The organism is Rhodanobacter hydrolyticus, assembly GCF_044904645.1.
In genome coordinates this window covers 4,387,788-4,412,885 of record NZ_JADIKK010000008.1, presented here as the reverse complement: position 1 = coordinate 4,412,885, position 25,098 = coordinate 4,387,788, and the positions used below count along the sequence as shown (strand labels likewise).

26 protein-coding genes are annotated in these 25,098 nt (G+C 58.7%); 10 read left to right on the top strand and 16 right to left on the bottom strand.

What is annotated here, in order from left to right; genetic code table 11:
- Positions 1–10 precede the first annotated feature (10 nt).
- A complete protein-coding gene (locus ISP25_RS22265; RefSeq protein WP_404611808.1) occupies positions 11–835 on the bottom strand; it encodes an SDR family NAD(P)-dependent oxidoreductase in 825 nt (274 codons plus the stop codon).
- A gap of 208 nt (positions 836–1,043) precedes the next feature.
- Between ISP25_RS22265 and ISP25_RS22260 the strand changes: the two genes are divergently transcribed.
- The 5 genes from ISP25_RS22260 to ISP25_RS22240 all read left to right on the top strand — a co-directional run bounded on the left by ISP25_RS22260 (position 1,044) and on the right by ISP25_RS22240 (position 6,034).
- Positions 1,044–2,582, top strand: coding sequence for an aldehyde dehydrogenase family protein (locus ISP25_RS22260; RefSeq protein ID WP_404611806.1), 1,539 nt, complete (start codon positions 1,044–1,046; stop codon positions 2,580–2,582).
- 322 nt (positions 2,583–2,904) lie between these two features.
- Entirely contained in the window at positions 2,905–3,213 is a 309-nt protein-coding gene (locus ISP25_RS22255) for a PadR family transcriptional regulator (RefSeq protein ID WP_404611804.1), read from the top strand.
- A gap of 417 nt (positions 3,214–3,630) precedes the next feature.
- Complete coding sequence (locus ISP25_RS22250; protein ID WP_404611802.1) at positions 3,631–4,524, top strand: ABC transporter ATP-binding protein; 894 nt, start codon at positions 3,631–3,633, stop codon at positions 4,522–4,524.
- A complete protein-coding gene (locus ISP25_RS22245) occupies positions 4,524–5,270 on the top strand; it encodes a hypothetical protein (RefSeq protein ID WP_404611800.1) in 747 nt (248 codons plus the stop codon). The genes ISP25_RS22250 and ISP25_RS22245 overlap by 1 nt, the downstream gene beginning before the upstream one ends.
- Complete coding sequence (locus ISP25_RS22240; RefSeq protein ID WP_404611798.1) at positions 5,267–6,034, top strand: hypothetical protein; 768 nt, start codon at positions 5,267–5,269, stop codon at positions 6,032–6,034. The genes ISP25_RS22245 and ISP25_RS22240 overlap by 4 nt, the downstream gene beginning before the upstream one ends.
- Positions 6,035–6,189: 155 nt before the next feature.
- Here the strand turns inward: ISP25_RS22240 and ISP25_RS22235 are convergent, their stop codons facing one another.
- From ISP25_RS22235 to ISP25_RS22200, 8 genes are all read right to left on the bottom strand, one after another.
- Complete coding sequence (locus tag ISP25_RS22235; RefSeq protein WP_192160408.1) at positions 6,190–6,348, bottom strand: DUF3309 family protein; 159 nt, start codon at positions 6,346–6,348, stop codon at positions 6,190–6,192.
- 75 nt (positions 6,349–6,423) lie between these two features.
- Positions 6,424–7,323, bottom strand: coding sequence for a hypothetical protein (locus ISP25_RS22230; RefSeq protein ID WP_404611796.1), 900 nt, complete (start codon positions 7,321–7,323; stop codon positions 6,424–6,426).
- Between the two features lie 49 nt (positions 7,324–7,372).
- Positions 7,373–7,501, bottom strand: coding sequence for a hypothetical protein (locus ISP25_RS22225; protein WP_404611794.1), 129 nt, complete (start codon positions 7,499–7,501; stop codon positions 7,373–7,375).
- Positions 7,502–7,542: 41 nt separating this feature from the next.
- Positions 7,543–7,995 (bottom strand): PA2169 family four-helix-bundle protein, encoded by a 453-nt coding sequence (locus ISP25_RS22220; RefSeq protein ID WP_404611792.1) that lies wholly within the window; start codon positions 7,993–7,995, stop codon positions 7,543–7,545.
- Between the two features lie 98 nt (positions 7,996–8,093).
- Complete coding sequence (locus tag ISP25_RS22215) at positions 8,094–9,398, bottom strand: NRAMP family divalent metal transporter (RefSeq protein ID WP_404611790.1); 1,305 nt, start codon at positions 9,396–9,398, stop codon at positions 8,094–8,096.
- A gap of 549 nt (positions 9,399–9,947) precedes the next feature.
- The gene (locus ISP25_RS22210; protein ID WP_404611788.1) at positions 9,948–10,274 is read right to left on the bottom strand and encodes a hypothetical protein; all 327 of its coding nucleotides are present in this window, start codon (positions 10,272–10,274) and stop codon (positions 9,948–9,950) included.
- 175 nt (positions 10,275–10,449) lie between these two features.
- Positions 10,450–11,769 carry a carbohydrate porin gene (locus ISP25_RS22205; RefSeq protein ID WP_404612074.1) on the bottom strand — a complete coding sequence of 440 codons (1,320 nt, stop codon included), beginning with the start codon at positions 11,767–11,769 and terminating at the stop codon, positions 10,450–10,452.
- Between the two features lie 135 nt (positions 11,770–11,904).
- Positions 11,905–12,498 (bottom strand): hemerythrin domain-containing protein, encoded by a 594-nt coding sequence (locus tag ISP25_RS22200; RefSeq protein ID WP_404611786.1) that lies wholly within the window; start codon positions 12,496–12,498, stop codon positions 11,905–11,907.
- Positions 12,499–12,595: 97 nt separating this feature from the next.
- On the opposite strand from ISP25_RS22200, the gene ISP25_RS22195 reads away from it, so the two are divergent.
- Positions 12,596–12,799 carry a hypothetical protein gene (locus ISP25_RS22195; RefSeq protein ID WP_192160416.1) on the top strand — a complete coding sequence of 68 codons (204 nt, stop codon included), beginning with the start codon at positions 12,596–12,598 and terminating at the stop codon, positions 12,797–12,799.
- Positions 12,800–13,301: 502 nt separating this feature from the next.
- Here ISP25_RS22195 and ISP25_RS22190 read toward each other — a convergent pair.
- From ISP25_RS22190 to ISP25_RS22180, 3 genes are all read right to left on the bottom strand, one after another.
- A complete protein-coding gene (locus tag ISP25_RS22190; protein ID WP_404611784.1) occupies positions 13,302–13,553 on the bottom strand; it encodes a hypothetical protein in 252 nt (83 codons plus the stop codon).
- Between the two features lie 97 nt (positions 13,554–13,650).
- Positions 13,651–13,908 (bottom strand): hypothetical protein, encoded by a 258-nt coding sequence (locus tag ISP25_RS22185; protein WP_404611782.1) that lies wholly within the window; start codon positions 13,906–13,908, stop codon positions 13,651–13,653.
- Positions 13,909–14,262: 354 nt separating this feature from the next.
- Positions 14,263–15,255, bottom strand: coding sequence for an SDR family oxidoreductase (locus tag ISP25_RS22180; RefSeq protein WP_404611780.1), 993 nt, complete (start codon positions 15,253–15,255; stop codon positions 14,263–14,265).
- A gap of 144 nt (positions 15,256–15,399) precedes the next feature.
- Here ISP25_RS22180 and ISP25_RS22175 point away from each other — a divergent pair, with 144 nt between their 5' ends.
- Together ISP25_RS22175 and ISP25_RS22170 are read left to right on the top strand one after the other, a co-directional pair.
- A complete protein-coding gene (locus tag ISP25_RS22175; protein ID WP_404611778.1) occupies positions 15,400–15,891 on the top strand; it encodes a DUF6496 domain-containing protein in 492 nt (163 codons plus the stop codon).
- Between the two features lie 508 nt (positions 15,892–16,399).
- Positions 16,400–19,264, top strand: coding sequence for a hybrid sensor histidine kinase/response regulator (locus ISP25_RS22170; RefSeq protein ID WP_404611776.1), 2,865 nt, complete (start codon positions 16,400–16,402; stop codon positions 19,262–19,264).
- Here ISP25_RS22170 and ISP25_RS22165 read toward each other — a convergent pair whose 3' ends face one another.
- From ISP25_RS22165 to ISP25_RS22155, 3 genes are all read right to left on the bottom strand, one after another.
- Positions 19,265–19,603 (bottom strand): response regulator, encoded by a 339-nt coding sequence (locus ISP25_RS22165; RefSeq protein WP_404611775.1) that lies wholly within the window; start codon positions 19,601–19,603, stop codon positions 19,265–19,267. It lies immediately after the preceding gene.
- A 148-nt stretch (positions 19,604–19,751) separates the two neighbouring features.
- Complete coding sequence (locus tag ISP25_RS22160; protein ID WP_404611773.1) at positions 19,752–19,997, bottom strand: response regulator; 246 nt, start codon at positions 19,995–19,997, stop codon at positions 19,752–19,754.
- Between the two features lie 515 nt (positions 19,998–20,512).
- Positions 20,513–21,475 carry a cation diffusion facilitator family transporter gene (locus ISP25_RS22155; protein ID WP_404611771.1) on the bottom strand — a complete coding sequence of 321 codons (963 nt, stop codon included), beginning with the start codon at positions 21,473–21,475 and terminating at the stop codon, positions 20,513–20,515.
- Positions 21,476–21,919: 444 nt separating this feature from the next.
- Between ISP25_RS22155 and ISP25_RS22150 the strand changes: the two genes are divergently transcribed.
- A complete protein-coding gene (locus tag ISP25_RS22150) occupies positions 21,920–22,651 on the top strand; it encodes a response regulator transcription factor (protein ID WP_404611769.1) in 732 nt (243 codons plus the stop codon).
- Positions 22,652–22,807: 156 nt separating this feature from the next.
- On the opposite strand, the gene ISP25_RS22145 is transcribed toward ISP25_RS22150, so the two are convergent.
- Positions 22,808–23,095, bottom strand: a complete 288-nt coding sequence (locus ISP25_RS22145; protein WP_404611767.1) for a hypothetical protein — start codon at positions 23,093–23,095, stop codon at positions 22,808–22,810.
- Between the two features lie 535 nt (positions 23,096–23,630).
- Between ISP25_RS22145 and ISP25_RS22140 the strand changes: the two genes are divergently transcribed.
- Positions 23,631–25,091: a GH39 family glycosyl hydrolase gene (locus ISP25_RS22140; RefSeq protein WP_404611765.1), complete on the top strand. Its 1,461-nt coding sequence runs from the start codon at positions 23,631–23,633 to the stop codon at positions 25,089–25,091.
- The last annotated feature ends 7 nt before the right edge of the window (positions 25,092–25,098 follow it).

Genomic DNA, 25,098 nt, shown 5'->3' with positions numbered 1-25,098 from the left:
ACTATTCGGTTCATGTATCGAACTGTGTATCGGATGCCACCGTGCGCCACTGCGCCATCTCCCTCTCCAGGCGATGGATCTTGCCGTCGATACGCGCAAACGCGTCTGGACCCAATGGCAGGCGCAGCGGCGGCGTTTCGGATTCCACGGCGTCGATGATCACCGCCACGGCCTTTTCGGGGCTTCCTGGCTGCGTGCCGCTGCGCGTCGCGACGGCGCTACGAGTGAGGCCGGCGGTCTTGGCATATGCGTCGATCACCGTACCTGCCTGCTGGATCGACGATGAGGAAAGGAAATCCGTGCGGAAGTAACCGGGCTCGACAATCGTCACGCCGATGCCCAGCGGTTTCACTTCAACCTCGAGCGCTTCCGATAAACCTTCCACCGCGAACTTCGATGAGTTGTACAAGCCGTTCCCCATCGATCCAGTAATGCCACCGATGGAGGAAAAGTTGACGATGTGTCCGCTTCCGTTCGCGCGAAGGTGCGGTAGCGCGGCACGAATCACGTTCCATGTGCCGAAGAAATTCGTTTCGAATACTTTGCGCGCTTCGACGGTGGACACCTCTTCCACTGCGCCGACCATGCCGAAACCGGCATTGTTCACCACCACGTCGATGGAGCTGACCTTCGCGACGGCTTGAGCGACTACCTCATGCGTTTGCCGCTCATCCGACACATCCGCATGCAACTCGACAAACTGTGGGTGCACGATGTCGGATGCGCCGTGCCGAACGGTGCCGACCACCGTGTGTCCACGCTTGAGCAGTTCTTCGCAAAGCGCACGGCCAAAACCTCGGCCAACGCCAGTGACGAACCAGGTCTTCTTCTTCATCGTCGGATTCCTTCAGCTTGAATGGCAGAGCGCCATGCGTGCAGAGGGTTATGAAAACGGGAGCGACGCATTGATGGTAGTTCCACCCATCCATCGAGTACCTACCCCAAAGAGGTAGGCGCCGGTGCGTTCTCGATCGAAGCAAAAAATCGCTGGATTTTGCTAGTCGTCCGCTGCCACAGCGGCCTAGATTCGATAGACGACCCATATGAGTCGACGCAACGTGCATCGCCGGGGGTCTTCCATCGACTGGGTATTCACCATGAATCAGCGAGAAAGTACGGGCACGGTCGCCTACGAATTCGGGAATCTGTTCATCGGCGGGGTGTGGCGTGCAGGTACGGCCGGTTCTGTCTACAAGGACCTCGATCCTTACACCGGTGAAACGCTTGTCGAAGTGCCGCAAGCCAGCGTCGAGGATGTAGATGAGGCGTTCAAATCGGCCGCGCGTGCACAACAGGCGTGGGCGCACACCTCGCCGAGCGAACGCAGCGCGCTGTTGCATCGTGCAGCCGCCATTCTGGACGCACGGCACGAAGAAGTCGTGTCGTGGCTTATTCGCGAATCGGGCAGCGTACGCCTCAAAGCCGAAGCCGAATGGACAGCCGTACGCGCCATCATCATGGAAGCCGCCACGCTGCCCACGCATGTCTGGGGCCGCATCATTCCCGGCGACATATCTGGCAAGGAACATCGCATCTATCGCAAGCCCGTGGGTGTCGTCACCGTCATCAGCCCATGGAACTGGCCCATGCATTTGAGTTCGCGTGTGCTTGCACCGGCGCTCGCGCTGGGTAACGCGGTGGTGCTGAAACCTGCCACGGAAACCGTGGTGTCGGGCGGATTGCTGCTGGCAAAGATTTTTGAAGAAGCCGGGCTGCCGCCGGGCGTCCTCAGCGTGATTACCGGCAGCAATCAGCTGATCGGCGATCCGCTGGTACTTCATCCGCTCTCGAAAGTGATTTCCTTTACCGGCTCGAGCCCCGTTGGACGGCGCATCGCCAGTCTCGCTGTTACTGGCCCTACGCTCAAGAAAGTGCAACTGGAACTAGGCGGCAACAATCCGCTGATTGTGCTCGATGACGCCGAGCTCGAGCGCGCCGTCGACATTGCTGTCTTCGGGCGTTTTCTTCATCAAGGCGAGTTGTGCGTCAGTGCCAATCGCCTGATCGTGCATCAAGCGATCTACGACCGTTTCGTCGATGCCTTCGTCGAACGCGTCAGGGTGCTGAAATTCGGCAATCCGAACCTGCCCGATACGGCGGTGGGTCCGATCATCAATCAACGCCAACTAAGCCGCTTGTTGCAGATGATCGTTCAAGCGCGCAGCGATGGTTCCATCATGCGCGTTGGCGGCCCCGCGGAAGGCTTGGTGCTGCCGCCGCATGTCTTTCTCAATGTCTCGCTATCGGACAGTCTGGGCCGCGATGAAATCTTCGGCCCCATCGCGCCGATCATCAAAGTGCGCGACGAAGACGAGGCCGTCGCTGTCGCCAACGATACGGAATACGGATTGTCCAGCGCCATCGTTACGCAAGAGCTCGCGCGCGCCGAACGCCTAGCGCAGCACATCGACGCAGGCATGACCCATATCAACGACGCCCCCGCCGTCGATCTGGCCAATATGCCGTTCGGTGGGGAAAAGAACTCGGGCCTGGGGCGTTTCGGCGCAATGGGACTGATCGAAGAGTTCACCACCGAACATTGGGTATCTGTGCAGCGCGGGCATCGGGACTATCCCTTTTAGCAGACTGTTGAGAAGCGCCGTCTTTCGTCACTGTTCCGGACAGCCATCGAATGCTCTATCCGGCTATTGAAAAGCCTATGGTGAGGCCTTGGTGCCAGAGAGGAACGATTAGGGGTGGTTATCGAGGGTAGGGCGGGCGTCCTACCGGCCAATTGAACGACAGCTTTCACGATGCCACGCGCCTTCCACCTGCAGAGATTGCTTGGCTCGCTTGATCATGCAGGGGACGCAGCTGGTGTTATTGCGAGGGTGCGTACGGCCTGGGCATTCCTGCGCCAAGGCAAGGCTTGCCTCTCTTTGGCTACATATGTAGAGTTACATCATGCCTCAGACGCGAACGCCTTCAATCCAAACCCGGCAACTCCTGGATGCCTTGCTGTCACAACGGGGGCAATGGCGCCATGGCTACGATCTATCCGAACAGACGGGTCTTCCGTCAGGGACGCTCTATCCCATCCTCATGCGCCTGAGCGACAGAGGCCTACTCGATTCGAAGTGGGAGCCATCCCCGCATCAGGGACGTCCGCAGAGAAAGCTGTATCGCCTCAACGCCGAAGGAGTGGGCTTCGCCATCGAGCATTCGAATCCTGCGGGCAAGACTTGGCGACAGCTGTCACCGGGGCGTCTCTGATGGCCATCCGCAACGTTGCAGACACGCTCCCGACTGCATTGATCCGATTCGCGACTCGGATGCTGCCCAAGCATCGTCGGGAATGGGCCGAAGCGGCACTTAACGAGGTCGCATACATCGGATCCCGTCGAGCGGCTTTGTCTTGGGCCCTTGGGTGCATGTTCTTTGCGCTCAAGGAGCGCTCGTCCTACGAGTTCGGGAGAGCGCTTTCGACGTACCCCATCTTCAAGGCGCTAGCTCGGGCAAGTGCGGTGTTGGCTATCGCGTTGGTTGGCGTATACGCGATCCAAAAACCCTATCAGCGCGAGCGCATTTTGCTGACCGTGTTTCATGGGTGCCAGAAATCCGGCTGCCCGCCTCATTCAAGTCGCGCGGTAAGGGACGCATGGGCAATCAACCTCGGGGCGTCCATCGCGCATGACCCACGAACTAGTCGTTGAAACTCGGGGCCTCACCAAGCATTACGGTGGCGTCGAGGCAGTGCGCAATCTGAGCCTGCAGGTGGAGCCTCAGCACATCACAGCCTTCCTCGGACGCAACGGCGCCGGCAAGAGCACCACGATCAAGATGCTGCTCGGCATGGTCCGCCCCAGCGCTGGCACAGGTCGAGTGCTGGGCTACGACATCGCCGATGCTGCGCAGAGCCTGGAAGTCCGTCGACGCATCGCCTACGTGGGTGAAGACAAGGGCCTCTATGGCTACATGACCGTCGCCGAGCTCATCCGCTTCACCCGTTCCTTCTACGCGGATTGGCAGCCTGAGATCGAAGCGCGCCTGCTACGGGAATACCAGTTGCCGACTGGGCACAAGGTCAAGGCCATCTCCAAGGGCATGCGTACTAAGCTGGCACTTCTGCTGGCGTTAGCGCGCCGACCCGAGCTCATCATCCTCGACGAGCCAACAGAAGGGCTTGATCCGGTATCCATCGACGAACTACTGCAAACCCTGCGGGTGGTGCGCGATGCAGGCACCAGCGTCCTCTTTTCGTCGCATCAACTGGACGAGGTAGAGCGGATCGCCGACCGGGTGCTGATGATCGATCGTGGGCAACTGGTCCTGAATGCGCTGCTCGACGATCTGCTGAACAACTACCGCAACATCACCGTGGAATCCGTCGCGCCAGGTCCGGTGCCGACATTCGATCTAGCCGGCGTAGAGCGGATACGGAGTGATGGCCACCGGACTTGGGTGCTGGCCAGCTCGAACGTCGACGGTATTGTGGCTCACGCACGCTCGCTCCATGCCACTGTGCAGGTGACGTCGGTGAACCTGCGCGATGTCTTTCTCGACATCGTCAGGGAAGCTTCCTGATGCTCTGGTACAAGATGTGGCGAGAGAGCCGGACCCGCTTCGTCATCAGCGCCGCGGCCCTTCTGTGGCTATGCGGCGTCGTGGTGTTGTTACAGCGGCAGGTGCGTACCCATGCCGGCGAACCGCTGAGCTATGCGCAATACATCTGGAATGCGGTCTACAAGGCCAACGCGCTGGATTTGTACATCCTGCTGGTGATCGTCCTGGGGCTTGGCGGTGTGCTGCAGGAGCGAGCACAAGGTACGGCCGGGTTCACGCTGTCGCTGCCGGTAAGCCGGTGGCGCCTGACCGCCGTCAGGGCAGCCATCGGATTGACACAGGTTGCGATGTTGGCACTGCTACCCGCACTGCTGGTTCCGCTGCTGTCACCGTTTGTCGGTGAGGCTTATCCCTTCGCGCACGCTTTGCAGTTCAGTCTGTTGTGGACTGGCTGCGGCATAGTCGTGTACGCACTGGCATTTTTCTTCTCGATCATCTTGCCGGGAGGCTACTCGCCGGCAATCGCCTCAGTGGCGGCGTTGTCGATCTACTCGGTCCTTGCTGACTTACCTCTGCTTGCACGCTATCCAGCGCTTGATTTGATCGACACGATGCACGGCATGCAGCTTTCGACTTTCCACGGAGAAGGTTCGCTGGCCGCCCTCGTTACCCAACTGCCCTGGATGGCGCTGGGTCTATACGCGCTGGTGACGCTGGGCCTCGTTGGCATGGCCGGCGCCATCATGGCACGTAGGGATTTTTCATGAACGCCATGGCGCCCCTGTTGTTCAAGGCTTGGCGAGAGAGCCGCGGACGATTTCTGTTCAGCGCCGTGTTGCTGGCGACAATCTGTGTGTTTGGCGTGTTCTGCCGCGCCAGCTTGATGGCGGTGTTCGTCCCGGACGAACGGTTCGTCGGCGACCCGTACATTGGTTACATCTACCGACTCATATACAAGGGAACGGCACGCGGCTTGTTCACCATCATGGCCGTGGTGCTTGCGCTGGGGGGCCTGCAACGTGAGCGACTGCAGCGTACTGCGGGATTTACCCTGGCACTTCCCGTGAATCGCGCATGGCTGGTGTCGGCGCAAGCGCTACTCGGCCTAACCCAGGTCGCAGTCTTGTCGGCATTACCTGTGTTGCTGCTGGCCGCGTGCTCGCAGCTGGCGCACGTCGCGTATCCCCTGCGACAGATGGCCTGCTTCGGTCTGTTGTGGTTCGGAAGTGGCGCGGTGTTCTTCGCCGTGGCCTTCCTGTCGGCAGCGTTGTTCCAAAGCGAATACGCGGCGCTGGCCGTTTCGTTCGTCTTCATGATCCTCTATCCAGCCGCCGTGCTCTTTCCTCCGCTGAGCCGGTACCCATTGAACCTCAATCACATCATGTCCGGTCTGACGATGCGTTATTTCGATGCGCGAACCGCGCTGCTGGTGGGGAGGCCGCCTTGGACGCTGCTTGTTTCGATGATGATCGTTGCAGGACTGCTGATTGCCCTGGCAGTTCGAATCAGCAAGCAACGAGACTATTCGTGAGCCGTCCGAAACGATCCGCTCGTCGATACTGACCAGGCAGATGCCAGAGCCGGTGGTTAGCCCGTGTTATCGTGGTTAGGCAACGCGTACAGCCATATCATTTGGTCAGATCGGACGCACCGTATTCGCGCTAGCCTGATCATAGATCGAGGCCATCAGATCACCCTCAGTGCCAATAGCACGATCAAGATGATTAGCAGGAGACCCAACCCACCCATGGGACGATAGCCCCATGTGCGGCTATACGGCCACGCAGGTAGTGCGCCGAGCAGTAGCAGGATGAGCACGATGATCAGGATGGTGGAGAGAGCCATGGGAGCACCTCATTGTCGGTACGCCAGAACGGGATGCACGCCTACCGATGCGGGCGTGCCTGCATATAGATTCGATCAATTCAACTCGGTCGAGGTCATGGGACGGTATGTTCGAAGGTGGTACACGCGGTGAACCCGCGCTGCTCCCAAACAGCCACCCAGGGCTGACGCAAGCAGGCCCAGGAATGTACTGAGAAAGACGACCCAAAGCGCAGCGCTCGTGCATTTGGCGGTCCGTGTAGCAAGCGCTTTCGCTTCAGTTTGATACCGTTGCGCCCGTGCTGTCGCATTGGCGACCGTGACATCGATCTGTTGCGGTGTCATGGCGGTATAAGCCACGAGGATGTCTTTCGCCGTTTGCGGCTGCGACGACATTATTGCGTCAGTGGCCATGGCGATGGCTCCCGGCTCGGTACGTATTGCCATGGCGTATCGAGGGGTGGCATTGGCGGCGCCGTCAGCCGATCGAGCTCCCAACTCCAACTGGGCTTGAATGTCCGCGGAGGCATTTGCCGCTGGCGAGCCCGGCATTCCAATGATTGGCACATTTGCCTCGTTGGCTTGTCCTGATCCCATGTGATCACCGAACAGCGCAGGTGCATTCATGGCGTGCCCGATTCCTGCCGAGAGCAAGAGGCCACTCATCACAACGGCGAGACCCCACACCGTTACTCCGTGCATCGTGCCCATCGTCGTGTCGTTCTTGCCGTCGAACCAACTTGCAAACATGCTGCCAAGAAAAAGCGAGACGACCCAGGTAAGGATCATCCAGATAGCCGTTCCTATTCCCATCCCCCTGGCGCTGTTCGCGGCGCGTTCCGGATCGAACACTGAAAGCCCGACGGCCAGACCGACGATGTACAACAGCGATGCCATTCCGACTGCAATCGCCCACCCAGCGATCACGGCGCCCCAGCTCATACGCGGATGCTCCACCACTGCCACTGGTTCGGTGCTTGCGATGTTCGAATTCATCATCTTTCCCCGTCACTGCGTCGATAAGCCATGCAGCCCACGCCTTGCGTCAGGCGCAGCCTCGCAACAGAGCGATGAGAACCAATATCGGAAGTGGTACCCCCAGCAACCACAGCAGCACATAGCCGATCCCGCCGCGCTCCTTCCGACTCGATGGGAAAGCGGAGTCTTCGTTCATGACGGTCTCCTTTGAGAGGGAAGGGGCGTTCGGGCCACGATCTAGCCACGCCTCGAACGCTTCAAGGCACTGGCTTGCTCATGACCGGCGAGGACAGATACGTAGGCACGTTCAATGACTCGCCGGGTCGGCACGGAGAGTGCGGTATCCCTCAGCGCTTCTTCGAATCTGTGTTTGATGCGGTCTTCCCCGCACTCGACTTCGTCAACGATCGGGGTGTCACCCGAGACCAGCGCCTCATGAAGCTTGGCGAACAAGCGATGTGCGGAGCCAAGGGTGGTGCCTCCAAGTTCGGCATCGCCGCCCAAGGTGCTGACATGGGCTTTCAGTGCACCGACGACCTGACTGCGATCTTCCGACCATCGTGAAAAGCTGCCGCTCAGATAAGCGTCATTTACCTTTCGGGCTGCCTCAGCATAGACGTCAACACTGTCGATCGTGGTTTGAACAAGCCCATTCAAGACTGCGATGTCGTGGATATTCGTGGAGGTCATGACGCATCCGGTCGAAGAAAATTATGGACAGGAAGAATCAGCGATGTGTCGCTTAGTTGACGTGAACGAACCGTCCAGAGCACGTGACTGAACTTCATTCACTTTCCCCAGGTCGCGAACATAACGATGGTAGCGGTAGCCATGGCGAGGGTGGCCAACCAGCCCAAAATCTTCATGGCCCATGGAATCGTGAATTCGCCCATTACCTTGCGCCGGGAACTCATCCACATCATCACGACCATGAGTGGAACCGCGGCTACACCGTTGATCACCGCGCTCCAATACAACGCTTTGATCGGATCGAGCGGCGTCAGATTCAGCCCAAATCCGATCACGGTGGCGACGATCAGAACCCCGTAGAAGAACTTCGCATGCTGCGGCTTGTGCTGCAGCCCTGAGCGTTGCGCAAAGGCCCCGGAGGCAGCGTACGCTGTGGCGCCGGCGAGTACCGGCACGGCCAAGAGGCCGGTGCCGATGATGCCGGCCGCAAACAAGGCAAACGCCAATTTTCCTGCCAGGGGGCGCAATGCCTGCGCGGCATCGGATGAGGTCTGGATATCGGTTTTGCCGTGCGCGTGGAGTACAACGGCCGCGGTCAGGATGATGAAGAAAGCGATCAGGTTGGAAAAAATCATCCCGGTGCTGGTGTCGACTCCGATGCGCCTCAATGCGTCTGGAGCTTGATGCGGGGCTCTATTCAAAGGTTCGCGCTCATTGCTAGTGCGGATCTCCTCAACCTCCTGCGAGGCTTGCCAGCAGAACAGATAGGGACTGATGGTGGTACCAAGCAATGCCACCAAACCAACCGCGTATTTGGCGTTCCAGGTGATCGCTGGTCGCACGATGCTTTTGAGTACCTCTCCCCACGGCACGTGGATCACAAGCACTGTGGCGACGTAGGCGAACAAGCTCAGCGTCAGCACTTTCAGGAAAGGCGAGTAACGTGAGAACGGAATGAACATTTGCAGGAGCAGCGATCCCAAACCGAACACAGCGGCGTAGACGAGTGCCGGTCCACCCACTAGCAGCTTCAGCGCAGCGCCCATGGCACCAATGTCGGCGGCGAGGTTGATCACGTTCGCGACCAGGATGCATGTAGTAAGCGCGTATACCAGGGATTTAGGATGGTGGCGGCGGATGCCGTCCATCAAGCCGTGTCCTGTCACTCGCCCGATGCCGGCGCTTACCCCCTGGATGGCCACCATCAGCGGCATGGTCAAGAGGATTGCCCAAAGTGTGCTGTAACCGAAGGCGGCGCCCACCTGCGAGTAGGTCGCGATACCGCTGGGATCGTCGTCCGCCGCCCCGGTAATCAGGCCAGCACTTAAGCGGCCAAAAAATGACTTTCGCCCCTCATCGGTTTCGAGCGACTTGCCTGTCAATGCAGCTGCTTTTGCGACCATGAGAATCGGATTCCGAAAGGCGCGGGCACCTGACGGAGAGCACCAAGGCAGGCATACTCAGCATCCTCAGGTGCACGCATCGCCCGCGCGAAACTGAAGTGAACAACCCTTTGATGTGTCCGAATGCATATCCTTGAAACCGCCATACGGACATTGATGGGCAGGCTCGGCAGAGTCCGAATAATGCGAGCTGCAATCCGAGGTGCCCCAAGGCGATAAGGTGCGATCAGGTGGAATCGATGGTTCGCAGACGACGCGTCGTCCGAAACAAGACCGCCTCGATCAACACGAACGCCAAGATGGGAACTGCAGCCCCAAAGTGCCGCCTACGTCGAAACCTATCCGACTCGCGACGTAGATCAGAACGATCATGCTGAGTGCCATGCCGGGTGCGCCCAAGCCACGCATAGCGGCGCTACGGTGATAGCCGATCCAAAATGCAAAACGTGCCAGCGCCCATACCACGGCGGTCGCCAGGACAGCTCGCATGGCAGCTCCATCTGGCGAGTAGGTCGCCAGCCCGAACAGGGCCGCAGCAAACACGACGATCTATTCCAGAGTGTTCTGGAGATAGCATAGGTTGACTCGCAGTCGTCGTGTCTCGAATCCTGCCAGCGGATCGAATGCAGGCGAGTTCAGCCGTTCATGAGCTACGGCTTCAACTCCCGTCACTAGGCAGAACAAAGCCACAAGGCAAAAGCATTTCAGGGTGAAGAGCATCCGTTCGCCAATGCCATCCATGCCAGTCAAAGGTAGCATTAAGTACGCGATAACTAACCACAACAACAGGGCAATCGGCATCGCTATGGCAATGGTAACTATGCCAGCGCGTCGCTGCTTCGCGAAATCAGCTTGCTGCAAGTCGATATCGTTCATGTTTGCATGCGTACTTCATCCACAGGTCTCAATCCGTTTTTGGGGCGGCCTGCTGCCGAATGCCCCAGTGTGATGAGTTCAGCCGCGTATTTCGCTGGCAACTGTCTTGGGGTGATTTTCCGGGACATTGATCAGAATCCACCAGCATCTTCAAGTGAGGTCGGAGCAACGAGCATCAGTATTCCAGGTGCACGCGAACACCAACGAAGCGCGCCGGCCCCCGGTCATGGTTGTAGCCAGGGTTGTGTATTAGCTGCAGATCGGTCGTCACCCACGCATGGCCGGCGATAGCGAGATCGTAATAGGTCTCCAGGATCTGTTCGGTGCGATAGTTCAATTGCCCGTCGCCCAAGTTGAAACCCGTGCCGCCTGCAGCGAGGTAGGCACGATGATCGGGTGACAATCCGTTGACCGCCAGCGCTAGGGCAATGCGATCATCCGGACGGTGCCAGCGCACTCCGGCGAGCTGTCCACCGATACTCACGCTGCGATCCGCTTCGGTAAAGGCAAACGATTCGGTCTTGCCGTCGTTCCAGCCAAGGCGGCCGAAAAGCCCGGTATCGCCATGATCTGCTAGGGGCAGATCAGCACCCAGCGCAACGCCGTACTTGTGCCGGCCACCGTGGTCATCCTGGCGTATGTCGGGCACGGTTCCGGCTTGCAGCGCACGCGCCAAGGCAACCTGGTAGACGCCCATGCGTGCGGTGTTGCGATAGAGCAGCAGCCAGACCGCCGGTCCATCCGGGTTCGATTGCCAGGTCGCCTGCGCGTCCATTTCACGTGCGCGCGAAATGGCGTCGAGTCGTTGCCCGTTGGCGCGATAGGGCATCTGATACAGCCCGTAGCGCCACGTCCACGGTCCGGCTGCATAGGTTACGACACCGCCTACGGTATAGCCGCGCGTATCTGCGGCAAAGTCCCACGCCGCATTGTTGAATAGCGCCCAGTTGAGGAACTGGGTACGTGTGGAGTCTGCGTAGCGGCTCTGGTCGAAATCGTCGTTCACGGCGAACAGACCTGCCTTGAAGCTCAGGCGATGGTCCGCTTGCTCACCCGGCAGTTGGTCCATTTTTCGTTTGAGGGGGATGGTTTTGCCGCCTAGCGGAACGTCGTAGGTAAGGAACACCCGTGCCACATAAGCATCGCGTCCCAGCGATCCGCCACCGCCGCGAACAACGTCGCCGTTCGTGAGCCCGGCCAAACCAGTGCTGTGGCTGACGCCGCCGCCGCGAAACATTTCCACGTCCAGATAGGCCGCCCAATGAGGTGTGATCGGCAGACCGAAGTAAAGGCCAAAGGTATGAGAGCGTGCCTGGTTGGCCTGTGGACGCAGGCTCAATGGCCCTTGATAGGGCGAGTGCAGGCTGTTTTGGCGCTGATCGATGAAGGTGTACTGCGCACCGATCAACTGCGGCATCAGATAATCTACGTCATCGGCTGCTGCACCTGCCGAACACGCCGGCAGCACGAGGAATGTTGCAACCGCCAGGCGCATGTTCAAGCTAATTTCCTATTCAAACAACTGCGCTTGCGGCGCTCGCGCCATCGAATTTCGCAGATGGCCAGAAACAACCGGAGCGCTGTGTTGGATGGCGAGGGAGCGATCGATCCAGCCCTGTGATCGCGGCGGCTACTCGCCGAGCATCTGTGCCTTTCGTGCCTGCATACGCTCACCTAATGCGTCGAGAGCTGCTTTGTCGAAGATGGACTTGGCACGCTTGAACATTCCCTGTTCTTCCTCGTCGGCGTGGTGGACGACAAGTTCTTTGAGTACTTTCGCTCGACCGGAAAATTGCTCGCTATCGGGTTTTGTGCCCATGAGGTCGGGGAGCACGAGCTCGCCGGCGGCACGATGTTCTTCCATCGCCTCGAAGTACGTTTTGGCGTCGTCCTTGTTGCCAGCCTGCTTGAATGCCGGATAGAAGATTTCCTCTTCGATGGTCGTATGGATCTTCAGCATCGTGGCTACCTCGTCCAGAAGCTGTGCGCGCTTCTTGACCGCGCGAGTGGAGGTGTTAGCCAGTTCTTCGAGCAGTGACTTGATTTTTTTGTGGTCGTCAGTGAGTAGCTGGATGGCATTTTTCATGAGCGGAGCTCCTGATGGGGCGCCCACTTGTAAATGCGGCACGATGCATTCGTCGTGAAACTTGTGCAGCTTTTCGGTCATCACGAACGACGCAGACAAGCGCGCTTCATGAAGATCCAAGGAGTTCTCACGCCCCATGCATGCGCGCTTGATGAGTGGAACGCGACACTTGGCGTCCGACGGTGAATTCGCGCAGCTTCGTCGGTAACGTCCTTGCGCTCTCCGGAGATCACTGATGACACATTCGCATTCCAACCAGAACAACGAACGAGGCGGCAATCACGAGCAGCCCATCAAGGCTGGTCAGCAGAATCCCAAGAACGAAGACCGCAGTTCCAGCGCTGCCAAGGACTCCAAGAACTCAGGCGGTTCTGTGCGTGGCGGCGGCCAAGAGCAGCATATGAAGTCCGGCCAGCAGAGCCACAAGAACGACCGTTGATGGATCAATGGAACGAAGCGAAAGGCGCGGCTTTCCGCGCCTTCCGCTTCGTGTGGGTCGAATCAATCGAGCTTGCGCCAATTCGAAGGCGCCAATTCGAAGATCTCGCGCCAAAGGAACTGTCCAAGCCTGCAAGCGATGTATCTTCCGACGAGGACAAGAGCGCTGGGGACGCGGCCTCGGCTATCAGGGAGTGCCGCCACAACCGCCGGATGGATCCGCGACCCTTCCGTGTACCTGCGCAGCGACAAGCCCGGTTCCTCCAGTTTCATGTGTGGGGAGCAAGGAGGCTGCGCGTGCCGCGCTAGCGAGAGTGGTTCACGGGATGGGTAAAGACCCCTGGATACACGGCCATCTGGTTAACCCGGGCAATCTCGGATCACTCTGAGCTCGGTGCAGGATCCACCCCAGATTCTTGGCGCGGTGGAATGCTATTGAGTCGTGCTCCCTCGTCGCTTGATGACGACGGAGCCCCGCCACCTTGTGCGAAACGACGGTTTATCTAGCCGTCGCGGTTTCGTGGACGCATCTGGATGGGCGCACTGTCGTCTTGCGGGCTGCCGGGCGAGACACGGCCCAAGGTAATATTCTTCGAGGCCCGGACGTCCCGGTTGGCAAAGGTCCATATCTCGCCGCTGGCGGTGATCAACACCGTCCAATACAAGTCCGATTCCGGGCCATAGTCGATGAGGATATGAGCGAATCCTTCTCCCTTGGGCGTATTCATAGGAAGCGGTGGATTGAGTTGAAGCATGACGGCATCCCGTGACTTGGCGGTGCGAAAGTCCAATTGCTGCTGGTAGCACTACGGCCACAGCGAAATAGCTGCGGCCGCAGGTGATGCGTACCGTTTACCGTCGGTCGAGAGTGCCGAGGCCATGGCGCTTGGCGAAGCTCTTGGACGCCTGGTTGGCATGCTCCGCAGCGTACAGTCCGTGGCTGTGAGCCAAATGGGCGTGATGAGCACCCTCAGCGGTGTTGTGGTCACGAAGGCGCTTGGCAGCCTCCTCGTGGTGGTGCGCCGCTTGCTTGTGATGTTCGGCAGCCTTGTCGTGATGTTCGTGTGCTTCGGCGAGTGTCTGAGTGGTGGATTCGGCAGATGAGGTCATGAGTTTCTCCAGTCGCTGTGTTCGGCAAATGCCGCTGGAAGGCGTTCTACTGATGCTTACAGAGCCGAGGTTAACGACGGGTGGGAAGTTCGTCGTGAGCGTGGCTGATCATCCTGAATGCCATTCCGCTTGCTGGTCCATCGCTCCGACCAAAGCTCTGTTGCAAGGTTTCGATGCCTTCCCATGGGTCTGAACGTACCCGTGCAAGTCGCGCTACCACGGTTCGCAATGCAGTTGCACTACGAAGATGGCATGGAGGTCGGTATTCGAACTCATGCCAGGGTAGGGCTCTCACCTCTTCGGGAAATCGCGTTTTGCAGTTAGTCGTGCAACCTCGCTATTTGGTGCCAGTCGTTATGGGGCGGGGCCACCCATAACGGGAAGAATCGCACCCGAGATGTAGCTGGCGCATGAGGGTGAGGCCAGGAAGACATAAGCTGGCGCGATCTCCTCCGGTTGGGCAGGGCGGCCCATCGGACTGGATTTGCCGAAGTCACGGATCTGTTCAGGCGATTGGTCGGCCGGGTTCAGCGGTGTCCATACCGGCCCGGGTGCGACTGCATTCACGCGGATTCCGCGCGAGATCAGGTTCGCTGCTAAGGCTTTGGTAAAGGCATGGATACCACCCTTGGTCATTGAATAATCCAGCAGCTTGTCGTTGCCGAACAAGCCGGTTTCCGAGCCGGTATTGATGATCGAACAGTTGCTGCCCAAGTGTGGTGACGCCGCTTTGGCCATGTGGAAGTAGCCATAGAGATTGGTCTTCAGCGTTTCGTCGAAGTGCGCCTCGGTGAGGTCCTCGATGGCGTCCACGTGCTGCTGAAAGGCCGCATTGTTAACCAGGATGGACAGCTTGCCGAGCTTCTCGACCGTGGCCTCGACAGCTTGCTTGCAGAAGTTGGGTTCCTTGACGTCGCCGCGAATCAGGAGGCAGCATTGGCCCTCAGCCTGAATGTAATCCCGAGTTTCCTCCGCATCGGCGTCCTCACACAGATATACGATGGCTACGTCGGCACCTTCGCGGGCGAACAACACGGCTACCGCCCGCCCGATGCCCGAATCGCCGCCGGTGATGAGCGCCGCCATGCCGCGCAACTTGCCGCTACCTGTATAGGTGGGCGCCAGGAACTGCGGCCGCGGATCGAGATCGCGCTCCAGGCCTGGTTTTGTCAGCTGCCGCTCGGGAAACGGTGTTTCCGGATGCTGATGGTCCCCGGTCTTGGTCTTTTTTGTGGATGGCGCGGGAGCACGATTTTCTTTGCCACCGCGTGTTTTGCGTTCGGCCTGCGCCTTTATGTCGCGATGCTTCTCGGCGGTTTTGCTGGTGTCTCGCGATTTCGTACCCATGGTCCCGTGCTCCGATGGCGGGATGGTTCACGTTATCCGGCAATTTGTTCCGCTCCAGTGAACAATGGATCAGAGCGATGTCTATTGACGACGCATGGACACGCAGGTCGTGATAGTCGGCACACGTCCCTTGGGAGAATGGTCATGCCTGAACAACGCACTCGTCGCGCCGCAGCTAAGGACAAGAAGGAGGGCAAGTCTCCGGGCACGCAAGCCGGGGAATATGTGCGGGAGGAAAGCGAGCATGTGCGTGAAGGCAAGCACGGCGCGCGATCGACCAAGCAAGCCATCGCCATTGGTCTCTCCAAGGCACGCCGTGCCGGAATCAAGGCCCCGATCAGCAAGTCCGCCAGCAAATCGACGAAGAAGAAGGCAGCGCAGGACGAAGCAGCCTCGCATCGTCGCAAACAGCCATCACGGAAGCGCTCCGCGGCGACTAAGCACGTACTGGAGAAGGAGGGGCACGAGGCGGCTTCCTCATCCGCGCTCTCGTCGAACGCCAAGAAAGCAGCCGCCAAGCGCACGCCGAAATCGCGTTCGGCAGCCGCCAAGAAGGCGGCACGAACCAAGGGCTCAGCGGGGCGATCAGCTGCTGCCAAAAAGGCCGCCAGGACGCGGGCTCGGAACGCGTCTTGAGCAAGGAGTGCCTCACATACCTCGGCTCATCTGGATAGATACGCTTTCCTACGTTCTGCTCAACGTGCTGGCATCGCTTTGAAATTGACCGCGCGGCGGATGTGCGGAGAATCGAGCGCTTGTGCCCCCCCTCTTTGTCAGCGCTAGGAGCCCAACATCGACTGTTACGCACAACGTTGTGGGTGGCCATGAGATCTACGACTAGTTGGCCCAAGTCCAATAAGAACACTTCAATTCAAATTCGTTCGAGCCGTTCCCATCCGCCCCTCGTGCTCTGCGCGACGTACTCGATGCCCAATTTGCCGTGGATGGCGAGCAGACCGAAAGCCGCATCCTGGCCGAGATATTGAAGTGGTATTACTTGCTCCATTCTTTCAGTAGATTCTGATGGACAGTTGCTGAAGTGGATTCCGCCGGGCGCGGCGTAGTCTGACGCCAATCCACGGAAAGACATGCATCGGCATCGCGGTTCGCACTGCTTTCACATCATCTACACGAGGCTTCGCCGATGACCTGGCTGCATCGGATACTAGGGAACCGATCTGAAGCGGACGCATGGTTCGGCGATCTTGGGCGTTGCATGCTGCAGGCGATGCCGTGGCCTGCGTGCGTTTGCGACCGACAAGGCCAATTGCTGGCTTGGAACGAAGATGCGAAACGTCTGTTGGAGCGTGTCAGACCGGATGATTCGACGATCGAAGACCGGTTCCGGGATCTGCTGCGACATGGACAGAGAGCCGGGGCCGTCGGAACATCCTTGATCGATGTCTTGCAGAGCGGCTGTCCAGCATGCGACGCGGTACTGGAAATCGAAAGCGACCCCGGCGTTCGCCTCTCGTTGCATGCCAGGTTGACGCCGCTGGTGGCGACGGATGGTTCAGTCAAAGCCGTCCTGTGCAGCTTTCAGGGGCCGCCGCTCTTCAGTGACTTGACTGCGACACTCGAGCGGAACGGGACCGCAGAATGTGAGCATCGGCAGGGCGATCTATTTCGCCAAATGCTGCAAGCTTTGCCTGTCGCGGTGTACACCACGGATGTCGATGGAACCATCATGTTCTTTAACGAGGCCGCGGTCGCTCTTGCGGGGCGCCGTCCCTCCGTAAGAGATAGATGGTGCTTCAGCTGGAAGTTGCTTCATCCCGATGGAACACCAATGCCGCATGATGAGTGTCCCATGGCGATTACGCTCCGCGATGGATGTGCCCGGTATGCCTGTCAGATCGTCGCCTTGCGGCCAGACGGCAGTCGGGTGGTTTGCGAGGCCTATCCAACGCCGTTGCTCGACAAGTCGGGCGTACTCGTCGGAGCAGTGAATGTGTTGATCGATATCAGCGAGCGTATCGATGCAGAGCAAGCGCTTCGTAGTCTCAACGAAACGCTGGAGCAGCGCGTGGTGTATCGGACCAACAGAGCAGAGGCGGCATTGACGAGGCTGCACCGTCGCGAGCGCGAGTTCGCCATGTTGGTGGAGAGCGTGCTTGATTACGCGATCATAATGCTGGATCCGAAGGGCAACATCACCCAGTGGAATCAGGGCGCCGAACGGATCTACGGATATCGGTCCGAGGAAATCGTCGGCCGGCATTTCTCGACGTTCCACACACCCGAGGACCGCGCCAACGGCATGCCGGAGAAGGTACTGGCAACCGCTTCGTGTGAGGGGAGGCATGAGGGAGAGGGTTGGCGCCTACGCAAGGACGGCAGCCTTTTCTGGGTGAGCGCGATTGTCGACCCTATTATCGATAAGGGCCATCTGGTGGGTTTCGCCAAGATTACCCGGGACGTCACCGAAAGGATGAAAAACCAGGAAGCTATCGTCGAGAACGAGCGGCGCGCACGCGCTGTGATCGATACCGCACCGGATGGCTTCGTTCAATTGGACCCCGCGGGCAGGATAGTCGAATGGAATCCCGCCGCAGTCGAGATGTTCGGCTGGTCGCGCGAGGAGGCGATCGGAAAGGAACTCATTCAATTGATCGTGCCGGATGACGAGCGCGGCCGCTTTGTTGAACGTGTTTCGTTGAGCGGACCCAACATTTTCCAGCATGATGCTATCCCGCTCAAGCTGCGAACGAAAAGCGGCGATCTTGTTACTGTCGAGCTTAACTTCGGCACTCGCACATCCTGGGGCAGTGATCCACTCAACCTTTTTATCAGTGATATCGGTGAAAGGATTTCGATCGAGGCGCAACTGCGTCAAATGCAAAAAATGGAATCCGTTGGCATGCTGGCAGGAGGCATAGCCCATGATTTCAACAACCTGCTGCAAGGGATTATCGGCGCGGTCGAGATCATCGATCTGCGAATTAAGGACAACGATGCGCGCGACGTTTCTCGTTTCATCGATGGTGCGTTGAATTCCGCCCAGCGCGCTGCCGCGCTCACGCAGCGACTGTTGAGCTTTTCGCGCAAACAGCCGCTCGATCCGCAGTCGGTCGATGCAAATCAATTAGTCATGTCCATGAGCGACATGCTGAAGCACACCATGGGTGAAGCAGTTGCGCTCGATTTGGAGCTTGCAGATGACCTATGGCCCTGCAGGTGCGACGCGAACCAGTTGGAAAGCGCATTGCTCAATCTTTCAATCAATGCCCGCGACGCCATGCCGGAGGGCGGCCGCCTGACCCTGCGCTCGGCTAACCTCGATATCGGCGAGTCGGCCGCGGCTCATCGGCCGGACCTCCACTGCGGGCAATTCGTACTACTGACGGTTACCGACACGGGAACGGGCATCCCGAAAGAGATCGTTGATCAAGTGTTCGATCCGTTCTTCACCACCAAAGAAGTTGGACGTGGAACAGGCTTGGGATTGTCGATGGTGTACGGGTTTGCGCAACAGTCCGGCGGCTTCTGCGAGATCCGCAGCGAGGTGGACGAGGGCACCAGCGTCAGTATTGGTCTGCCTCGGAACCTTGCGGCTCCACAGAAAACGCCGCGCGTTGCGCAACTGCACCTTATCAAAGGCGCGGGCGAACTGGTCCTGGTGGTGGAAGACGAGCCGGTGGTACGCGGCATCGTCGTCCAAGTGCTGCACCAGTTGGGTTATTCCACCCTGGAAGCGGCTAGTGGCGATGAAGCGCTCAGTTTGCTCCTGACGCAGGAGTCCGTTGATCTGCTGATATCCGACCTAGGTTTGCCTGGGATGACCGGATGCACTCTGGTGGAGGCCGCCCACGTCATGCGCCCGAAGCTGAAGATTCTGCTGATGAGCGGCTATGCGCCGGATAAGACCCAAGGCGGCAAGCAAGCGACTCAGAAATGGCCGCTGATCACCAAGCCCTTCAGCACCGCGAAACTTGCCCGCTGCATTCGCGAAGTGATGAGTAAGGGAGAGGACTTGCAAACAGACCCCGTGCAGAAGGACGGCGCTTGACTACGCGTGGCGAAGCAAGGATCGCACGATGCGTTGCAACTCCGCGCTGCTCACCGGCTTCATCAAAACACATAACTGCGGGAACTCCGCTACCAAGGCAGACTGGTCGCTGCCGGAAATCACAACGAACGGGACGTTTTGCGCCATCATGGCCAGCAGCGCCGGGCGCGCGCTTTCGCCGCGCAGTTCCATGTCGAGCAACACGGCATCGAATTCGCCCGATTCGATCTCCGTGAGCGCATTGGCCAGACTGAGATCGACGATGACTTCCAGCTTCAATTTTTGCAGGACGTCCTCCAGTACCATGGCGACAACGGGGTCGTCTTCGATCACCAACACGCGGCCAAGCGTGGATGTTTGGCTGTGCATGAGTCCTCCCTCCATAGTCCCCTCGTACGATCTGTTCCGACCGGTGTTCAGCCTATCGCCAATAGCAGCATGACACCATCAACATGCATCATGGGTGCGAAGCGGTGCCGGTATTTGGCTACCCGGTTCGGCCGCCGGCAAGCATGCGATCCAAGACTTCCTCGATATGCTTCACGCTATAGGGTTTCAGCAGCACTTCGACGTCACGATATTCGTCCGGCGATCCGTCGCTTCCATAACCGGAGGCGAACACGAACGGGATCTTTCGGCGGCGCAGCTCCGCGGCGAGCAGAAAGCTATCTTCACCTGCGAGATTGATGTCCAGGACAGCGTCATCGATCCATTCCGTCGTAGCCAGCTCCAAGCCGCTGCTCAACCGGGCCGTCAACAATACGCTGAAGCCCGCGCTGAATCACATCCTCCAGCATCATAGCCACCAGCATCGCGAAGTGCTTGCGCAGTGCCTGCTCGACGCGATGCCGGAGAATACGCTCGACCCCGGCATTCCAGCTGGTGATTGTATCGTTCGCGGCTTAACCGATGATCCCGTCCTGCGAATTGTCGACAATAGTCGCCAACCGTGCGCATGCGGTCTCGCTGCGATGGTTTTGTGTGATGTCCACGAAAGTCAATACCACACCATCGACGACCTATGCCGTATACATGGGGGAGAGAGTGTTCATGGCAATCAGTCGGACAACGTGAGCAGTACACGAAGCGAACGAGATCGAGATGGAGCCGTCCCCGGCAGAAGTCCGGAACGGCATGCGAAGGCGGATCGGAAGCGCCATAGGAACAACTGACGCTCAGTGAGCGAATCGAAGTGGTTTGTACTCAAAGTCCATAGACCTGATCGTGCAGCCAAGCGGAGATGAGAGCTCAGTTTTCCAGTTCATGCGCGTTCGCTTCGATCGCGCGACGGCGATCTCGCCAAACTTTGGCGGTCTGCGGTTTGATGAACAGCGAAATGATCTCCGGGCGAGCCACTTTGGCTCGCTTTTCGATCCGATGGACGCAGGCTTCGATCTGTGTGGTGGAAAGCACATCCTCGAATTCGGCGCTCAGCGCAGCAACTACCTGATGTGGCCCCATCTGCACGGTCAATACGCCGTTGGCGATGCGCACGTCGGCGTCGGCGGCGGCGATCGCCATGATCGCATCGCTTACGGCTGGATGGGCGGTTTCGCCGATTAGCAACCCCTTGGTTTCCCGTGCGAGCAGCAGAGCCGAGACGGCTAGCACGCAGCCGATGCCCACAGAGGCAATGCCGTCGAACACCGGCGACTTGAGCAGTTGCGCACCTGCCAGTCCAACCAGTGCAATTAGCAAACCGACCAGAGCCGCACTGTCTTCCAGTAGCACGGTAAAGGTGGTCGGATCCTTACTTAGGCGAAACGCCTCGAAGTAGCCAAGCTTGCCTTTGCGGGCGCGGAATTCGCCCAGTGCGACACGCCATGAGCTGCCTTCGAACAGCATCGACACCAGCAGAACGATGTAATTCGCGCCGGAATGATCGATCGTCTTATTGCGTGCAATGTGGACGACACCTTCGTAGGAGGAGAGGCCAGCGCCTATTGCCAGAACCAGCAGCGCCACAATGAAGCTCCAGAAATACAGTTCGCGACCATGTCCGAACGGATGTAGTGGATCCGGAGGCATGGCGGCGCGGCGCAAACCATAAAGGAGCAGCAATTCATTGGTGGTATCGACAAGAGAATGCACGCCTTCGCTCAGCATTGCTGAACTGCCGGAATAAGCTGCTGCCATGAACTTCACGACAGCAATCAGCAGGTTGCCGCCGAGCGCGACATAGACCACTTTGTGTGAAGCGGAGGGAGACATCGGGCAAGGTATCGCCGTGATCGGTACCTCATGCCGTGGGGCGTTCGGGAGGTGGCGGCACGGGATCGCCTATTGGTAATGGCGCGGGTTGCGGCTCGACCAATGGTGGACGCCCCGGTTGCGGAAATGGCGGAGCGGCTGGTGGCATCGGCGCTGGCGGTTCGCCGGGCTGGCTTGGCGGCACGGGCTCCTGTGGCGAAGGCGCAGGTTCCGGTGGAATCGGCATGCTTCGCAAGGTTGGCGACAACGTAAAGGGAAGCATGAAGGATTCCGATTTTTGCGGTGGCTTTCCATCATTCCGGGCTGCTCGTTACTTCGTCATGAACTTTGGGTGGTCGAATTGTCGCGGCTGCAAGAGCAAAAGCGAGTACAACCCTTTCACTCGCCCGTCATCTCTTCTCCGCTTAAGCTGATCAGCGCAGGGGCAATATCGCAGGAATTCACATGAACACGCGTGATGACCAGAAAGGTCTGATCTTGCTGGTGGAAGACAGCCGCCAGATCTCCGAGCCATTAGGCGAATTTCTCGAAAAAATTGGTTACTCCGTCGACTACGCAGCTGATGGTCCTAGCGGATTGCATCTTGCGGTGACTGGCAGCTATGACGTCCTCGTGCTCGACCTATCACTGCCTGGGATGGATGGTTTGGAGGTGTGCCGGAAGCTTCGCCGTGAGGCAAACAGAGCCACTCCTCTTCTGATGCTTACAGGGCGCGGCAGCCTAGACGACAAGCTCACTGGTCTGGAAGCAGGTGCTGACGACTATCTCGTGAAGCCGTTCCAATTGAGTGAGCTTGCGGCGCGTGTGCATGCCCTGATTCGACGCGATCGTCGGCAAGTCTCTACCGAGATTCTGACCGTCGGCGATATGACGCTTGATACGGCGATCCTACGGTTGACGCGTGCTGGGAAGGTGCTCAATGTGTCGCCGATTGGACTGAGGCTGCTGGCGATCCTGATGCGCGAGTCTCCGCGCGTGGTAAGCCGACGCGACATCGAGCGCGAAATCTGGGGCGATATGCTTCCTGACTCCGATACCTTACGCTCGCACCTGTACAACCTGCGTCGCATCATCGACAAGCCATTTGCCAACCAACTGCTCCATACCATTCATTCGGCAGGCTATCGCCTCGCGGATCTTGATGCGGAAATGTGCGCTGCCGGGGATGCGGCCTGAGTCCTGTGTTCGCTGAAACTACCTGTCCTTTCCGCCGAATGCCATAAGCAGAATCGTTTGGCGGAAAGGGATGTGGCGAATCAAGTCCAGACAATGCCTGTGACGAGTCGAGTGACCCGTAAAGGCCAGAAGTGGCCGCGACGGATACGCTGTTTTCTAGAACTCGTCAACGAATTCGATGCCGACGCCTAGCCGGCGGGTAAGGTCTTCCGCCTTTCTGCGCACGGTATCGAATACCTCGTCGTCGCGAATCTCGACTTCGACACAATAAACCTTTCCCTCGCTATCACTGGCCTGCTCCGACGAGCTCGAATCGTCGCGCATACGGGGTATCAAGTCGTCAACTTCTTCGACATGGTCGACTTCGTCGATGCCGTGCAGCGAAGTGATGAGAGTATCTGCGTCGGCACGTTGTCCGATGAGTCGAAATCGAACCATGGGCATGTGAATTCTCCGAAAAAGTCCGTAGACGGATCCTTGCAGGACTCTTGCATCTTTGAGGTGACGGAACGCCACGCATGTTCTCGTGAAAACGTAACAACCACACCGCGTTAACTTCGCCATTCCTACGCTCAGATTTTTCCTCGAAGAAATCGTGCGAGTCTTCGTGACTCCGCTGATCTATTTGGTGAGACGCGCAGGATGAACACTCAACGTTGCCGCTCCGGCGCGGCGGCCTCGCCATCCGCATCAGCTATGCACTTCGACACATTGATCGTGTCGCTGATTTTTCCTGGCGCGAGCAGTGCACTGATTTCTCTTCGAGGCATTCGATGCGTTCACCAGTCTCGGTACCGCGCAGCACAAGGTATTGCATGTGACGATCTTCATGTATTTGCGCGGCGGATCGCTGATCTGCACTGCCTCGACGGTCGGTCTTGCATGGTCGTCGATGCTGATCGTGCTAGCGGCGGTCGGTATGCCGACGCAAGGGGGCACCGCATGCTGGGCGGTGACATCTGAACGGAGGAGATGAACGATGCCCGAATTCCATTGCGACCTCGACCAGACAGGCGCCCCCCTGCGCCATGTGTGGTCGCACACCATTGGTAGCGATCACGCGCGTATGGCCTTGCGTGCGGATTGGCGCGAGCAGATGCGCCGCGTGCGTGAGGAACTCGGTGTCGAATATGTGCGCTTCCATGGTCTGCTCGACGACGATATGGCGATTCTGCTGGATGAGCAGGACACGTTGCACTACGGCTTCCATAATGCGGACCTGATCATCGATTTTCTGCGCGAGATCGGCATGCGCCCGTTCGTGGAACTGAGTTTCATGCCAACCGCGCTCGCATCAGGCCACACCACGGTATTCAGTTATCGCGGCAACGTGACGCCGCCGAAGAAACTGGCCGACTGGGACGCGCTGATCGACCGACTGCTGCGCCATTGGGTGGATCGCTACGGACTGGACGAGGTGCGCAGGTGGTACTTCGAAGTATGGAACGAGCCCAATATTCCCTCGTTCTGGACCGGAACCCAGGCCGACTATTTCGAGCTGTACCGGCACACCGCGACTACCATCAAGTCGGTCGATGCTCAGTTGCAGGTGGGCGGCCCCGCCACTGCCAATGACGAATGGATCGCGGACTTCGTGGCGTTCTGCCGGCGAGCGAAGCTGCCGTGTGATTTCGTATCAACTCATCATTACCCAACCGATGCGTTCGGCAAGCCGGGGGAGGACACCGAAAAACAGCTTTCGTTGGCAACGCGTGGCATCTTGCATCGGCGCGTGCTGGACAGTTGTGCCGCAGCAGACACTTTGCCTGTGTACTACACAGAGTGGTGTAGCTCGTCCAATCCGTTCTTCAGGCTTCATGACGAGCCATACGCGGCAGCCTTCATGATCAAGAACTTCCTGGCCGTAGCCGATTTGGTGCAGTGCTATAGCTGGTGGACGTTCTCGGACATTTTTGCCGAGAACTACTTTTCCTCGGTACCGTTTCATGGCGGCTTCGGCCTGCTCACTATAGGTGGCATCGCCAAACCTACTTATCGCGCGTTCCAGATGCTGCACCGGCTCGGTCGCGAACGGCTTCGGGTGGACGGTGCGCATGTCACAGTGGACGCTGCAGTGGTGCGCGCGGAGGGCGTCGTGATGGTGTTGCTGAGCAACCACGCGTTCCCGGAACATCCGATCGCCGCCGAGAAAGTGACGATTGAACTTGCCTGCTCACAGCCACCCACTGGCGCGTGGCTGGAGCGCATCGACGAGGATCATTGCAATCCGCGCAAGCTGTGGGAGGCGCTTGGCTCACCGGACTATCCAAACGCCGAGCAGCAACATCGGCTACACGAGGCTGCGCTCCTGCAACGCGAGCCATTGCGGTGGCACGCGAAGACCGGTGGATTCTCACTGAACATCGATCTGCCTCCGCACGCCGTCGCTGCGATCACGCTGCATGTCCCGAATGACGACAGCACGGGAGAAACTTCGTGAAAAAATC

Coding starts and splice junctions, on each gene's coding strand:
- ISP25_RS22185 (WP_404611782.1), bottom strand. CDS start 13,908: ATGACCTCATCTGCCGAATCCACCACTCAGACACTCGCCGAAGCACAC.
- ISP25_RS22220 (WP_404611792.1), bottom strand. CDS start 7,995: ATGACCTCCACGAATATCCACGACATCGCAGTCTTGAATGGGCTTGTT.
- ISP25_RS22255 (WP_404611804.1), top strand. CDS start 2,905: ATGCCTCAGACGCGAACGCCTTCAATCCAAACCCGGCAACTCCTGGAT.
- ISP25_RS22260 (WP_404611806.1), top strand. CDS start 1,044: ATGAGTCGACGCAACGTGCATCGCCGGGGGTCTTCCATCGACTGGGTA.
- ISP25_RS22200 (WP_404611786.1), bottom strand. CDS start 12,498: ATGGGGCGTGAGAACTCCTTGGATCTTCATGAAGCGCGCTTGTCTGCG.
- ISP25_RS22175 (WP_404611778.1), top strand. CDS start 15,400: ATGCCTGAACAACGCACTCGTCGCGCCGCAGCTAAGGACAAGAAGGAG.
- ISP25_RS22265 (WP_404611808.1), bottom strand. CDS start 835: ATGAAGAAGAAGACCTGGTTCGTCACTGGCGTTGGCCGAGGTTTTGGC.
- ISP25_RS22240 (WP_404611798.1), top strand. CDS start 5,267: ATGAACGCCATGGCGCCCCTGTTGTTCAAGGCTTGGCGAGAGAGCCGC.
- ISP25_RS22180 (WP_404611780.1), bottom strand. CDS start 15,255: ATGGGTACGAAATCGCGAGACACCAGCAAAACCGCCGAGAAGCATCGC.
- ISP25_RS22145 (WP_404611767.1), bottom strand. CDS start 23,095: ATGCCCATGGTTCGATTTCGACTCATCGGACAACGTGCCGACGCAGAT.
- ISP25_RS22140 (WP_404611765.1), top strand. CDS start 23,631: ATGCCCGAATTCCATTGCGACCTCGACCAGACAGGCGCCCCCCTGCGC.
- ISP25_RS22195 (WP_192160416.1), top strand. CDS start 12,596: ATGACACATTCGCATTCCAACCAGAACAACGAACGAGGCGGCAATCAC.
- ISP25_RS22155 (WP_404611771.1), bottom strand. CDS start 21,475: ATGTCTCCCTCCGCTTCACACAAAGTGGTCTATGTCGCGCTCGGCGGC.
- ISP25_RS22205 (WP_404612074.1), bottom strand. CDS start 11,769: ATGCGCCTGGCGGTTGCAACATTCCTCGTGCTGCCGGCGTGTTCGGCA.
- ISP25_RS22190 (WP_404611784.1), bottom strand. CDS start 13,553: ATGCTTCAACTCAATCCACCGCTTCCTATGAATACGCCCAAGGGAGAA.
- ISP25_RS22170 (WP_404611776.1), top strand. CDS start 16,400: ATGACCTGGCTGCATCGGATACTAGGGAACCGATCTGAAGCGGACGCA.
- ISP25_RS22245 (WP_404611800.1), top strand. CDS start 4,524: ATGCTCTGGTACAAGATGTGGCGAGAGAGCCGGACCCGCTTCGTCATC.
- ISP25_RS22150 (WP_404611769.1), top strand. CDS start 21,920: ATGAACACGCGTGATGACCAGAAAGGTCTGATCTTGCTGGTGGAAGAC.
- ISP25_RS22250 (WP_404611802.1), top strand. CDS start 3,631: ATGACCCACGAACTAGTCGTTGAAACTCGGGGCCTCACCAAGCATTAC.
- ISP25_RS22230 (WP_404611796.1), bottom strand. CDS start 7,323: ATGAATTCGAACATCGCAAGCACCGAACCAGTGGCAGTGGTGGAGCAT.
- ISP25_RS22235 (WP_192160408.1), bottom strand. CDS start 6,348: ATGGCTCTCTCCACCATCCTGATCATCGTGCTCATCCTGCTACTGCTC.
- ISP25_RS22215 (WP_404611790.1), bottom strand. CDS start 9,398: ATGGTCGCAAAAGCAGCTGCATTGACAGGCAAGTCGCTCGAAACCGAT.
- ISP25_RS22225 (WP_404611794.1), bottom strand. CDS start 7,501: ATGAACGAAGACTCCGCTTTCCCATCGAGTCGGAAGGAGCGCGGCGGG.
- ISP25_RS22210 (WP_404611788.1), bottom strand. CDS start 10,274: ATGAACGATATCGACTTGCAGCAAGCTGATTTCGCGAAGCAGCGACGC.